The 13,185-nt window shown below is 49.7% G+C and carries 14 protein-coding genes; 8 read left to right on the plus strand and 6 right to left on the minus strand.

Annotated features, from left to right (window positions below; translation table 11 throughout):
* Positions 1-4: 4 nt before the first annotated feature.
* The 3 genes from pheT (at position 5) to TK45_RS00780 (ending at position 3,040) form a co-directional block, all read left to right on the plus strand.
* A complete protein-coding gene (gene pheT, locus TK45_RS00770) occupies positions 5-2,392 on the plus strand; it encodes a phenylalanine--tRNA ligase subunit beta (protein ID WP_131256716.1) in 2,388 nt (795 codons plus the stop codon).
* A 5-nt stretch (positions 2,393-2,397) separates the two neighbouring features.
* Positions 2,398-2,688 (plus strand): integration host factor subunit alpha, encoded by a 291-nt coding sequence (gene ihfA, locus TK45_RS00775; RefSeq protein WP_131256717.1) that lies wholly within the window; start codon positions 2,398-2,400, stop codon positions 2,686-2,688.
* Positions 2,689-2,845: 157 nt separating this feature from the next.
* A complete protein-coding gene (locus tag TK45_RS00780; protein WP_131256718.1) occupies positions 2,846-3,040 on the plus strand; it encodes a DUF3912 family protein in 195 nt (64 codons plus the stop codon).
* A gap of 42 nt (positions 3,041-3,082) precedes the next feature.
* Here the strand turns inward: TK45_RS00780 and TK45_RS00785 are convergent, their stop codons facing one another.
* Positions 3,083-3,430, minus strand: a complete 348-nt coding sequence (locus tag TK45_RS00785; RefSeq protein ID WP_131256719.1) for a hypothetical protein — start codon at positions 3,428-3,430, stop codon at positions 3,083-3,085.
* Positions 3,431-3,531: 101 nt separating this feature from the next.
* On the opposite strand from TK45_RS00785, the gene TK45_RS00790 reads away from it, so the two are divergent.
* Positions 3,532-4,293 carry a Nif3-like dinuclear metal center hexameric protein gene (locus TK45_RS00790; protein WP_371414245.1) on the plus strand — a complete coding sequence of 254 codons (762 nt, stop codon included), beginning with the start codon at positions 3,532-3,534 and terminating at the stop codon, positions 4,291-4,293.
* Between the two features lie 3 nt (positions 4,294-4,296).
* Here the strand turns inward: TK45_RS00790 and TK45_RS00795 are convergent, their stop codons facing one another.
* On the minus strand, positions 4,297-5,052 hold the full coding sequence (locus tag TK45_RS00795) for a YdcF family protein (RefSeq protein WP_131256721.1): 756 nt from the start codon (positions 5,050-5,052) through the stop codon (positions 4,297-4,299).
* A gap of 22 nt (positions 5,053-5,074) precedes the next feature.
* On the opposite strand from TK45_RS00795, the gene TK45_RS00800 reads away from it, so the two are divergent.
* On the plus strand, positions 5,075-5,833 hold the full coding sequence (locus tag TK45_RS00800) for a methyltransferase (RefSeq protein WP_131256722.1): 759 nt from the start codon (positions 5,075-5,077) through the stop codon (positions 5,831-5,833).
* Here the strand turns inward: TK45_RS00800 and TK45_RS00805 are convergent.
* Together TK45_RS00805 and TK45_RS00810 are read right to left on the minus strand one after the other, a co-directional pair.
* Positions 5,825-6,820 (minus strand): 2-hydroxyacid dehydrogenase, encoded by a 996-nt coding sequence (locus tag TK45_RS00805; protein WP_131256723.1) that lies wholly within the window; start codon positions 6,818-6,820, stop codon positions 5,825-5,827. The genes TK45_RS00800 and TK45_RS00805 overlap by 9 nt on opposite strands.
* Before the next feature lie 9 nt (positions 6,821-6,829).
* Positions 6,830-7,312, minus strand: a complete 483-nt coding sequence (locus TK45_RS00810) for a glutathione peroxidase (RefSeq protein ID WP_131256724.1) — start codon at positions 7,310-7,312, stop codon at positions 6,830-6,832.
* A 97-nt stretch (positions 7,313-7,409) separates the two neighbouring features.
* Between TK45_RS00810 and TK45_RS00815 the strand changes: the two genes are divergently transcribed.
* A complete protein-coding gene (locus TK45_RS00815) occupies positions 7,410-8,279 on the plus strand; it encodes an NAD(P)-dependent oxidoreductase (RefSeq protein WP_131256725.1) in 870 nt (289 codons plus the stop codon).
* A 42-nt stretch (positions 8,280-8,321) separates the two neighbouring features.
* On the opposite strand, the gene pyk is transcribed toward TK45_RS00815, so the two are convergent.
* Positions 8,322-9,755: a pyruvate kinase gene (pyk, locus tag TK45_RS00820; protein WP_131256929.1), complete on the minus strand. Its 1,434-nt coding sequence runs from the start codon at positions 9,753-9,755 to the stop codon at positions 8,322-8,324.
* Between the two features lie 180 nt (positions 9,756-9,935).
* Complete coding sequence (locus TK45_RS00825; RefSeq protein WP_131256726.1) at positions 9,936-10,778, minus strand: MurR/RpiR family transcriptional regulator; 843 nt, start codon at positions 10,776-10,778, stop codon at positions 9,936-9,938.
* Positions 10,779-11,011: 233 nt separating this feature from the next.
* Here TK45_RS00825 and zwf point away from each other — a divergent pair, with 233 nt between their 5' ends.
* Entirely contained in the window at positions 11,012-12,490 is a 1,479-nt protein-coding gene (zwf, locus tag TK45_RS00830; protein WP_131256727.1) for a glucose-6-phosphate dehydrogenase, read from the plus strand.
* A gap of 1 nt (position 12,491) precedes the next feature.
* On the plus strand, positions 12,492-13,178 hold the full coding sequence (pgl, locus tag TK45_RS00835) for a 6-phosphogluconolactonase (protein WP_131256728.1): 687 nt from the start codon (positions 12,492-12,494) through the stop codon (positions 13,176-13,178).
* Positions 13,179-13,185 lie beyond the last annotated feature (7 nt).

Consider the following 13,185-nt stretch of genomic DNA (forward strand, 5'->3'; position numbering starts at 1 on the left):
TAAGATGAAATTTAGTGAAAGCTGGTTAAGAGAATGGGTCAACCCTGCGGTTAGTCGTGATGAATTAGCCCATCAAATCACCATGGCAGGCCTGGAAGTCGATAGTGTTGAAGCTGTCGCCGGCGAGTTTTCCGGTGTGGTGATTGGTGAAGTGGTGGAATGCGGACAGCATCCGGATGCCGATAAACTGCGGGTAACTAAGGTTAACGTAGGGGCAGATGAGTTGCTGGATATCGTCTGTGGCGCACCTAACTGCCGTCAGGGATTGAAGGTGGCAGTCGCCGTGGTTGGTGCTGTTTTACCGGGTGACTTTAAGATTAAAAAGGCCAAATTACGCGGTCAGCCGAGTCATGGCATGCTGTGTTCATTTTCCGAATTGGGCATTTCTGAAGACCATTCCGGCATTATCGAATTACCTGCTGATGCCCCTGTCGGGCAGGATATTCGTGAATACCTGCAGTTAAACGATGCCACCATTGAAGTGGATTTAACCCCTAACCGTGCAGATTGTCTCGGCATCCGCGGTCTGGCGCGGGAAGTGGGTGTACTGAATAACGCGGAAGTGTGTGAGCCGCAAATTTCGCCCGTAGTTGCAACCATCGATGCAGCATTGCAGATTACCTTGCAGGCGCCAGAGGCGTGTCCACGCTATTTAGGCCGTGTAATTAAAGGCGTGAACGTTAATACCGTATCACCTCTGTGGCTGACTGAAAAATTACGTCGCAGTGGCGTTCGTAGCATCGACCCTATCGTGGATGTGACTAACTTTGTATTGCTGGAACTAGGTCATCCGATGCACGCCTTTAACCTGGCGGCTATTGATGGCGGCATCAATGTTCGTCTGGCCAACGAGGGTGAAAAGCTCACGCTGTTGGATGAGTCGGAAGTTACCTTGCAAACTAATACGCTGGTGATTGCCGATGATAATAAAGCTCTGGCTATGGCCGGGATCTTTGGTGGGCTGCATTCAGGTGTGACCGAGACCACCAAAGATATTCTGTTGGAAAGCGCCTTCTTCGCACCATTGGCCATTACTGGCCGTGCCCGCCAATATGGTTTGCACACAGATGCGTCTCATCGTTATGAACGCGGTGTCGATCCACAGTTACAGCGCACGGCAATGGAGCGGGCGACCCAGTTACTGCTGGACATCGTAGGTGGTGAAGCCGGACCGGTTGTAGAAGCCGTCAGTGACACACATTTACCCAAAGCGGCCAGCGTGACGCTGCGCAAAACCCGTTTGCAAAAAGTATTGGGCATTAGCGTCGCTGATGAACAGGTCCGCGAAATTTTGCAACGTTTGGGCATGCAGGTGACCGAGACCCCGGAAGGATGGCAGGCCATCGTGCCGCAATATCGTTTTGATATCTCAATCGAAGAAGATCTGATTGAGGAAATCGCGCGGGTATATGGCTACAACAATATTCCTAATGTTGCACCGACTGCGAGTCTGAAAATGCTCGATAGTCAGGAAAGCAATACCCCGCTGAATACGTTTAAACAAGCGTTAGTGCAGCGCGGCTATCAGGAAGCGATCAGTTATTCATTCGTCGACCCTAAAGTACAAAATGCTCTGTTCCCTGAGCAGGCTAGCCTGACACTACCGCATCCTATTTCTGCGGATATGTCAGTCATGCGCGTTAGCTTGTGGAGTGGATTGCTGCCGCTGGTTGCCTATAACCAGAAGCGTCAGCAACAGCGTGTTCGCCTGTTTGAAACCGGTCTGCGTTTCATTCCGGATGCCAGCGCCGAAAATGGCGTAAGACAGGAATTGATGATTGCCGGTGTCATCAGTGGCAACCGCTTCGCTGAGCATTGGGATAGCAAAGATACAGGCGTAGACTTTTTCGATGCCAAAGCCGACGTTGAAGCCTTGTTGCGTCAAACGGCTCGTTTCGGTGATTTTCGTTTTGAGAAAGCGGAGCACAGCGCGTTACATCCGGGTCAATCTGCGGCGATTTATGCTGGTGAGCAGTTGATTGGTTACATGGGAACCGTGCATCCGCAATTCGAAAAACTGTTGGGCACTTCTGGTCGTTGTGTCGTGTTTGAATTAAAAGTGGCCGATTTAGAACAGCGAGCCATTCCATCTGCACAAGATATTTCAAAATTCCCGGCAAATCGCCGAGATATTGCAATAGTAGTTGACGAACAACTTGCAGTTGGTGATATTCTGTCCACAATTGAAAAATTTGGCGGAAATCAATTAGTTGGCCTAAACTTGTTCGACGTTTACCGGGGTCAGGGAATCGCTGAAGGCAAGAAGAGCCTGGCAATATCTTTGACGCTGCAATCTGTAGAAAAGACCCTCGAGGAACAACAGATTCAGGCGGTAGTGAATGAGATTCTGGTTCAACTAAATGAGCGATTCGGCGCAACACTGAGGGATTAAACTCTATGGCATTGACGAAAGCGGACATGGCGGAACACCTGTTTGAAAAGCTGGGTATCAATAAGCGTGACGCCAAGGACTTGGTCGAAGCGTTTTTCGAAGAGATCCGTCAGGCACTAGAGGCCGGTGAACAGGTCAAGTTATCCGGATTTGGAAATTTTGATTTGCGCACCAAAAATGAGCGTCCGGGGCGTAACCCCAAGACCGGAGAGGATATTCCGATCAAAGCGCGCCGAGTTGTGACATTTCGTCCAGGCCAGAAGTTAAAAAGCCGGGTAGAAAACCCTCAAAACTAAGTGATTGATTCAATAAAAAAAGCCAGCGTAATTGCTGGCTTTTTTATTTGTCACGTATGTTTTTTCATCCTCAGGCATCAGTATTGATACTTAGAGCTTAATCGTTTCATGGATTAAAATTAGCGCGTGGGGTAGTTCTGGTTTGGACACGCGTACGATGCTGAGCGAACAGTTAGTTGGCAAGAAAGTGTTTATTAAACGTGGGGAACACCAGGCGAAAATCGCGCTGGTCGTCCGGCAAGTCGATGAAGAAAAATATGTGCTTAGGATCGCGCCCAATCAGCCAGACTGGGAATGTGACAAAGAGTGTTTTGTTTTGATGCGACGTTATCGCAGGGCATATGGATATTAAAAAAGGGCAGCGTAGGCTGCCCTTTTTGTTATTAGCGAAACCTTAGCGTGGGAGCTTGCAAGCGCCGTCGCGTGACGCCAGTTGCTCAGCCCAGAACGCTTTGACTGAAAAATCACTATGTTTCTTGGCTTTGGCAGGTTTGGCAGCTTTTTTAGCTGGCGCGGCTTTGCTCGCTGCTTTGGCGGCAGGTTTAGCTTCAGCCTTGGTCGCTGCAGGTTTAGCACCCGCTAATTCCGCGGTCATTTCTTCTAGTTGTGCTAAGCGCACGTTTTTACCACCATCAACGGAATACCAGCCGCCCTTGGCTTCAATCACAGGTGCTTTGCCGTGCGCAGCCTGATAAGCTTGGCTGAATGCTTCAAGAACCTGATCTTTATCTGATTTACTCATGTTTTTCGAACTACCTTGTTGAATGTCTTTACTCAAGGACACCTTTTATACAATTTTTTCACACATGTGTCTAATCGGTAGCCAAAAAGCAATAAAAAGGCGTGAAAATGAACAATAAACAACTGGAACAGTACGTTAGTCAGCTACTGAATGTGGGCAAAATCCGGGATTATTGCCCTAATGGATTGCAGGTTGAAGGACGTGCAGAGGTGCAGCGTGTTGTGTGCGGCGTAACGGCATCACAGGCGCTAATTGATCGGGCGGTAGATTGCCATGCTGACGCAATCTTCGTGCATCACGGTTATTTTTGGAAAAATGAAGATCCACGCATCATAGGTATGAAAAAGGCCAGATTACAGGCGCTGTTAAAAGCAGATATCAATCTGTATGCCTATCATCTGCCGTTGGATGTGCATCCCCTCTATGGCAATAATGCACAACTTGCCACCTTGCTGGATATTGAGGTTCTGCAACCACTTTCTGCGGTCGAGCCTGAAGGAATGGTAATGCTGGGGCAATTGCGCGAGCCGATGAGTGCGGCGTCGCTTACCAGCCATATTCAACAGCGACTGGGCCGAACTGTGCTGGCCGAACAAATCAATGACCAACCGATTAAAACGCTTGCCTGGTGTACTGGTGGTGGCCAAAGTTTTATTCAGCAAGCGGCCGAAGCCGGTGTTGATGCCTTTATTAGTGGTGAAGTCTCCGAGCAAACCATTCATATTGCGCGGGAAATGGGCATTCATTTTTTTGCCGCAGGCCATCACGCTACCGAACGCTACGGGATCAAAGCGTTAGGGCAGCATCTGGCCGATGCGTGGGATTTGCAGGTTGAATTTATTGATATCGATAACCCGGCATAGTCTCTACTTACCGCGTATAATTAGCCACCAATAGCCTAGGGTTTCGTGGATATACAGTTCCATACGGGCTAAATGGCTGGCGCTGGGGAATTTGCCAAGCCAGCTGCGCGGCGCACCGCTGTCTTTGACCAGATGCTCCGTAGGTGCGGCGACAGGCTGCATGCCGGCATGATGAAAAATTCGCATGGCGCGGCGCATATGATAACCAGAGGTGACCAGCGCAAAACGCTTATCAGCCAACATGGGTTTGAGTAATTGCGCTTCCTCTTCCGTGTCTCTGGAGGTGGTCTGCATGCGGATGCGCTGGGCTGGGACGCCCAATTCTATAGCCAGATCCCGCATGGTCTCCGCATTGCTAAACGTTTCTGCCGAACCACCTGAGGTGATTAACAGCGCGTTGGGATGTGCCCGCAGGATACGCAAGCCCTCTGTCAGGCGAAACAGCGAGCAGGCGCGCAATTGCGACGTTAACGGCACGCGTAAGTCATTCACATGGTCACAACCCAGCACCACAACAACTTCAACCGCTTGAGCCTGATCGAATTGCGGATACTCATGTTCCAGCGCACCCAGCAGTTGATTTGGCAGCCAGGGCGTAGTCACCAGCAGCAGTAGCATAATGTTAAGGGCGACGATGGATTTTGCTGCGCGATTTTTATTGCGTTTATACAAGAACAGGGCGAGCAGACTCAGTATAATAATCAGCGGTAATGGCATCAGCAGTTTGCCCACGAGCTTCTTAAACCAGAACATTTCCATAAAAATCAACGCTTAATAATTGATGAAACCAGATAATAAACCAGATCAAAGCTTCGATACGATAGCCAGAAAATTTCAGAACAATATTTATGGCACCAGTAAAGGGCAGTTACGTCAGATTCTGCTGGAAGAGTTTGTGATGGCGCACACCGGCACAGCTCCTTTGTCTGTGCTCGATGCCGGTGGTGGCGGTGGCGAGATGTCGTTACCATTGTTGCAGGCTGGTCATAGAGTGCACCTGATTGATTTGTCGGCCGAGTTGATTGAACTGGCGCAGCAGCGCTGCGGTGCGTTTGAGCAGTTTAGTGCAGCGCAATGTGCTATACAGGCACTGGACGACAGCCAATATGATCTGGTGGTGTGCCATGCTGTCATGGAATGGCTGGAAGATCCGTATAGTGTGCTCGAAGGATTGCTGAATAAAGTGAAACCCGGTGGGCAAATTTCGCTGACCTTCTTTAATCAGGATGCCCGGTTATTTGGCAATATTCTGTATGGTAATTTTGATTACATCAGTAAAGGGTTTAATGTGCCGAATCGGGTGAGAATGAACCCTACCAACGCACAGGCGCCACGTGAGGTACTGGCCTTTTTGGAGAAGCATCAGTTTAGCGTGCAGCATAAGGCCGGGATCCGTTGTTTCCATGATTATGTGCGTGACAAGCGTGTGCAAACCGAACAGTTTGACGCACTACTGCAACTAGAACGACAGTATGCGCAGGTCGAGCCATTTATGTGGCTCGGCAAATACTTTCACGTGATTGCCCGCCGTTTAGCCTGAAACTAAAAAGGATAGTGGGTCACTTTGACCTTGCTCTGCAAGCTGTAGGTTATGGATAGTCGTGCTGGCAATGTGTTGCAGTGCTTCACGAGTGAAAAAGCCCTGATGTCCGGTGATTAACACATTAGGAAAGGTAAGCAGGCGTTGAAACACATCATCCTGAACGATGCTGTCGGATAGATCCTGAAAAAACAATTCGCTTTCCATTTCATACACATCCAGCCCAAGATAACCAATATGGTAGGTCTTTAAAGCATCGATGACCGCACGGGTATCGACAAGACCGCCACGCGAGGTATTGATAAGCATCACCCCTGGTTTCATTTTGGCAATTGCACTGGCATCAATCATGCGTTGATTGTCCGGAGTAAGGGGGCAGTGCAGGGAAATAATGTCACTGTCTTTGAGTAATGTATCCAGCGGCACAAAGCGTACCTCAGGGATGTCTATTTCTGGTTTAAACGGGTCATAGCAAAGAATTTGGCAACCAAACCCACGCAGGATCTGCATGGTTGCCTGACCAATTCTGCCCGCGCCAATAATGCCTACTGTTTTGTGGTGCATGTTGAAACCCAGTAAGCCATCCAGAGTAAAATTATTTTCTTTCACGCGGTTGTAGGCTTTGTGCAATCTGCGGTTGAGGGTCAGCATTAGCGCAACGGCATGTTCTGCCACCGCTTGGGGAGAGTAATCAGGCACTCTGGAAACACTGATCCCAAGTTGTTTGGCGTGTTTGATATCCACATTGTTAAACCCGGCACAGCGCAGGGCGATATGTTTAACGCCATATTCGTGCAGGCAATAGAGTACAGTGGGGCTCAACTCATCGTTTACGAACACGCAAATGGCGCTAAAACCTTTGGCGAGGGTTGCAGTTTGTGCGGTCAGACGTGCATCAAAAAATGTCAGCTGTATTCCGCTCGCTTTGACTGCTTCGCTTAAGAACGTTTGATCATAATGTTGACTGCTGAATACCGCGACCTGCATAGCGCATCCTCAAAGTAGTTGTTCAATATCCGCGGCTATCGCTTGCGGTTTGGTGGCCGTAGCGTAGCGCTTAACCACATTGCCCTGACGGTCGACCAAAAACTTGGTGAAATTCCATTTTATCCTTTTGCTGCCAAGTATACCTGGCGCAGCCTTTTTTAAGTGACGAAATAGTGGATGGGCGTTAGCGCCGTTGACCTCAATTTTGCTGAATAACGGAAAGGTCGTCGCGTAGTTGAGCGAGCAAAACTCCGCAATCTGGATATCATCACCGGGTTCCTGATGACCAAACTGATCACAGGGAAAAGCAAGGATTTCAAAGCCCTGCGCCTGATACTGGGTATACAGTTTTTGCAGCCCTTCATATTGAGGTGTGAAACCACAATGGCTGGCGGTGTTGACGATGAGGAGCACCTTGTCGGCAAATTCAGACATGGACGTTGCGCTACCGTTATTGCGCAAAGCGGAGAAGTCATAAAGATTTTTTGTCATTGTAATGGCTGTTTTTTGGTATTGTTAGCGTAATAGTAATCACATATGTTGTCGGGCAGTGTAACCCGATTAAACCCCTTAAGTCAGAGAATCTCGTATGTCACAGAAAGTTGCCTTTATTGGTTTGGGGGTGATGGGTTATCCCATGGCCGGTCACCTGCAAAAAAGTGGATATCAGGTCTGCGTTTATAATCGCACCAGTATTAAGGCACAAAAGTGGGTGGAGCAGTACACCGGCAGCATGGCTAATACTCCAGCCCAGGCGGCGAAAGACGCGGATATCGTGTTTGTGTGTGTGGGGAATGACGATGATGTGCGTCAGGTTGTCTATGGTGACCATGGTGCGTTGGCGGGCATGACCGCGGGCGCGGTGTTGGTGGATCACAGCACTGCATCGGCTGAACTTGCCCGTGAGCTGGCACAGCGCTGTACTGAGCAACAGATTGGCTTTTTAGATGCGCCGGTTTCTGGTGGCCAGGCGGGCGCGGAAAATGGCCAGTTGACCATCATGGTCGGCGGTGATGAACAAAGCTTCGCCAAGGCCAATGATGCCATGCAGGCATACAGCCGCTGCTGCAGATTATTGGGCGAACATGGTAGCGGGCAATTGGCGAAGATGATGAACCAGATCTGTATCGCTGGTGTCGTGCAGGGTCTGGCTGAAGCGCTGCATTTTGGCCAGCAGGCGGGTATGGACTGTGCGGCAGTGATTGAGGTGATTAGCCAGGGCGCGGCGCAATCCTGGCAAATGCAAAATCGTTATAAAACCATGCTCAATGGCGAATATGAGTTCGGTTTCGCGGTTGACTGGATGCGTAAGGACTTGAATATTGCCCTGAATGAGGCACGTAAAAACGGCTCCAGCCTGCCATTAACCGCGTTAGTGGATCAGTTCTATGCGGAAGTGCAGAAAGCCGGCGGGCACCGTTGGGATACGTCTTCGTTGCTCACCCGATTGCAGAAATAAAAAAAGGCAGCGAAAGCTGCCTTTTTTAGTCAATTTTGTGGATTAAACCGTGATCACTTTACAACAGTTGGTCGCACCTACGGTTTCCATGTTGTCGCCATAGGTCAGCAACAATTGATCGCCCGGTTGCACTAAACCTTTTTCGATCAGGCGTGCTTTTACATCCAGCGTCAGCCCACCTGGCTGAGATAATTTAGAGTTAAAGTACACGGGTTTCACACCGCGATACAGCGCCATTACGTTGAGCGTGTCTTCGTGACGAGACAGCGCATAGATGGGCAGCGATGAGGTAATACGTGACATCAGGCGAGCGGTTTCACCAGACTCGGTTAATGCCACAATGCCTTTAATACTTGCCAGGTGGTTGGCGGCATATACCGCTGACATCGCGATTGTTTCGCTGACGCTGGAGAAAGTTTCATCCAGACGGTGTTTAGAAATTTTCACGCTTGGGTGTGTCTCGGCGCCTTCACACACGCGAGCCATGGCCGCGACTGTCTCTACCGGATATTTGCCCGCCGCGGTTTCTGCCGACAGCATTACCGCATCGGTACCGTCCAACACAGCGTTTGCCACGTCCATGACCTCTGCACGGGTTGGCATAGGGCTTTCAATCATCGACTCCATCATCTGCGTCGCCGTAATAACAACACGATTTAACTGACGGGCGCGGCTGATCAGTTTTTTCTGTACGCCAACTAATTCTGCATCCCCGATTTCAACCCCCAGATCCCCACGGGCTACCATTACCGCGTCCGAGGCTAAAATGATGTCATCGATTGCTTCGATACTGGCTACCGCTTCGGCACGTTCTACTTTGGCGCAAATCCGTGCTTTGCAACCCGCCGCTTCGGCCAGTTCACGTGCGTAACGTAAATCATCGCCGCAACGTGGGAAGGATACTGCCAGATAATCCACGCCCATAGCGGCTGCGGTTTTGATATCTTGCTTGTCTTTATCTGTCAGTGCGGCAGCAGATAAGCCGCCACCCTGGCGATTAATACCTTTGTTATTGGATAATTTGCCGCCAACCGTTACCACGGTATGTACCTGATTACCCTTAACCGCTTCTACCTGTAATTGAACACGCCCGTCATCCAGCAGCAGGATATCACCGGCGGCGACGTCTTGTGGCAGGGCTTTATAGTCGATGCCCACAGCCTGTTGGTTACCGGCAAGGCTGTCCATATCGGCGTCCAGAATAAATTTGTCGCCGACAGCCAGTTCAATTTTGCCATCTACAAATTTGGCGACACGAATTTTCGGCCCCTGCAGATCACCCAGAATCGCAATGTACTTGCCCATTTCCTCGGCGGTTTCACGCACCAGTTTGGCTCGGGCAATGTGGTCCTCGGCACTGCCATGGGAGAAGTTCATACGCACCACATTGGTACCCGCCTGTAAAATACCGCGAATTTGTTCTTTGCTGCTGGTAGCAGGGCCCAGGGTAGCAACGATCTTGGTTCTTCTATGCATCATGATGTGACACGGCCTCAAAAAGTAGATGAAACAACAAATGTTGTAATTTAATTACAAAATTCTAGCGCAACTCCGCTTAAATGAAAATCGCTGCGGGTTATTTAGTTGTAAAAAAGTCGTTAATCGTCAGATGTAAAAAAGGACGCCGTAGCGTCCCGAAATTCTGGCAGTTAGCGGCTATTTGTCAAAGCGGGAACCGCGTAACGTTTCTTTGACCCGTTTGAGGTTCTCACGAAAACGCGGACCGCGGCGCAAAGTAAAGCCGGTAGCAAGGATATCAATCATGACCATTTGGGCAATCCGTGACGCCATTGGCATATACATATCTGTGTCTTCAGGCACTTCCAGCGCCAGCACCATGGAGCACTCTTTCGCCAGTGGGCTGTCTTTGGCAGTCATGCCGACGACGGTGGCGCCATTGTGACGGGCGATTTGTGCAATCTCGACCAATGACTTAGTGCGGCCAGTGTGAGAAATCAGTACCACCACATCACCTTCATCACAGTTCATACAGCTCATGCGCTGCATCAGAATGTCATCAAAATACACGACAGGCACATTGAAGCGGAAAAACTTGTTTAGCGCATCATGGGCCACCGACGCGGACGCGCCCAACCCGAAGAAAGAAATTTTCTTAGCCTGGGTCAGTAAGTCCACAACACGGTTGACAGTCACCACATCCACCGACTGACGTGCAACATCCAGTGACGCCATAGTCGATTCAAAGATTTTCTTGGTGTATTCCTCAGGCCCGTCGTTTTCGTCTACGTGGCGGCTGACATAAGGAGTGCCATTGGCCAGACTCTGAGCCAAATGCAATTTAAAATCAGGGAAACCTTTGGTATCAAGACGGCGGCAAAAACGGTTAACGGTAGGCTCGCTGACATTCGCCTGGCGGGCGAGAGTGGCGATGCTACTATGAATGGCATTTTGCGGGTTTGCCAGAATGGTCTCGGCGACTTTCTTTTCTGATTTACTTAACTGTCCGTGGTACTCAGAAATTTTGTCCAATATATTCATAATGACTCGTTAGCGCGGAAGTTTGTTATGTAAAAGGTACGTAAATTTCGCACACATTCGCAATTTTATATTCGGCTAGGCTACACGAAGGCAGGTTTTGGGTAAATTGAATTGTTAAATGTTGTAAAATTACATCAAATGCGATTAACTAAACGTAGCTCAACAGGAAATGTCATTTCACCTGTTGTAGACTTACAGCCACTTCAACTATTCGCACGACACCAGGTAAAGAGATGTCAGTAAATAATAAGTTTGAGCCCTGTGATTTTGTACTGTACGGCACCCGCGGCGATTTAGCCCGCCGTAAGTTACTTCCTTCTTTATATCAGTTAGAAAAAGCTCAGCTGATCCACCCTGAAACCAAGTTAATCGGGGTTGCGCGCCAGACAATGAGTGCGGAAGAGTACGCGCAAATGGTCGATGAAAACGTGCGTAATTTCACCAAAGACGAAATTTGTGAAGATAGCCTGGCCCGTCTGAAAGCCCGTTGTGAATACGTGGAAATGGACTTTACCAAGATGGATGACTACAAGGGCCTGTGCCGCTTCACCGATCCAGAGCGGGTGATGGTGTGTTACTTCTCTACGCCGCCATCGGTGTTCAGTGACATCTGTAAGGGCATGAAACATGCGGGTGTAATCGACGATTCAGTCCGCGTAGTGCTGGAAAAACCCATTGGTCACGATCTGGACTCCTCTAAGGTGATTAACAACCAGGTCGCAGAATATTTTAACGAGTCGCAGATTTACCGGATAGACCATTATCTGGGTAAAGAAACGGTGCTGAACCTGATCGCATTGCGTTTTGCTAATTCGCTGTTTACCAATAACTGGGATCACAACTGTATCGACCATGTGCAGATCAGCGTAGCCGAGTCGGTCGGCATTGAAGGCCGTTGGGGTTACTTTGATGAAGCAGGTCAGATGCGCGATATGGTGCAAAACCATTTGCTGCAAATCCTGACCCTGATCGCCATGGAGCCGCCCACAACGTTGGATGCGGATAGCATACGTGACGAGAAGCTTAAGGTTCTTAAGGCGCTGCGTAAAATTGACGTCAGTAACGTACGTGAGAAAACCGTACGAGGCCAGTACACCCGTGGATTCGTGATGGGTAAAGAGGTCCCCGGCTATCTGGAAGAAGAAGATGCCAATACCCGCAGTAAGACCGAAACTTTTGTCGCACTGAAAGCGGAGATCGACAACTGGCGCTGGGCCGGTGTGCCGTTTTATCTGCGTACGGGCAAACGCCTGCCGTCCAAGACGTCTGAGGTGGTGATTTACTTCAAGAGCCAACCGCACAACCTGTTTAAAGACAGCTTCCCGGAATTGCCACCGAATAAATTAAAAATTCGTCTGCAACCGGATGAAGGTGTGGAAGTGACGGTAATGAACAAATTACCGGGCCTGAACAACACTAAGTCTATGGACTTGCAAAAAACCAAACTTAACCTGAGCTTCTCTGAAACCTTCAAAGATGAACGGATTGCCGATGCTTACGAAAAGCTGTTGCTGGAAGTGATGATGGGTAATCAGGCGTTGTTCGTGCGCCGCGATGAGGTCGAAGCCGCATGGGCATGGGTCGATGGCATTATCGACGCATGGAAACAAACCAAAGAGCCGCCAGCGCCTTATCAGGCCGGTTCATGGGGGCCGGTTGCGTCTATCGCCTTGTTGGCGCGTGAAGACCGGGCCTGGTACGAGAGTAAATAACATGCGCGAAACTCATTATGCAACTCAGCAGGAACTGAACGAACAGTTTGCTGCACGCATCGCACATATACTGCAAAACAGTATTGCACGTCAGGGCCGCGCCAGTTTATTGGTCTCTGGCGGCCGTACCCCGGTGGGATTATTTGAAATCCTCAGTCAGGCCGATGTGGACTGGTCAAATGTGGATGTCAGCCTGGCCGATGAGCGCTGGGTCAGTGCAGACGATGAGGCGAGCAACGAGAAGCTGGTGCGCACACACCTGTTAAAAAATAACGCCGCCGCCGCTCACTTTGTCTCTCTGACGACGACAGCGGCGGACGCCAATGATGCTATCACTGAAGTCACCGAGCGGGTCAATGCTATGGCCAGACCATTCGATGTGCTGATTCTCGGCATGGGAGAGGACGGCCATACTGCGTCATTGTTCCCTTGTTCTGAGCAAATAAAGGCCGGTCTGGATATGCACTCAGGACAAACTCTAATCGCAGTGCAGCCGACGACGGCACCACATCAGCGTATTTCATTGACGCTGCCGGCATTATTGAACAGTCGTAATATCTTTTTGCATTTAACCGGTGATAAGAAAAAAGCCGTTTTAGACCAAGCGTTATCAGCGGATGACAGTCTGGAAATGCCCATTCGTGCGGTGTTGCAAAACGCCGATGTCGAGCTTATCTGGGCTGCGTAGGAGACTT

Source organism: Bowmanella sp. JS7-9 (assembly GCF_004329715.1).
Lineage (GTDB): Bacteria > Pseudomonadota > Gammaproteobacteria > Enterobacterales > Alteromonadaceae > Pseudobowmanella > Pseudobowmanella zhangzhouensis.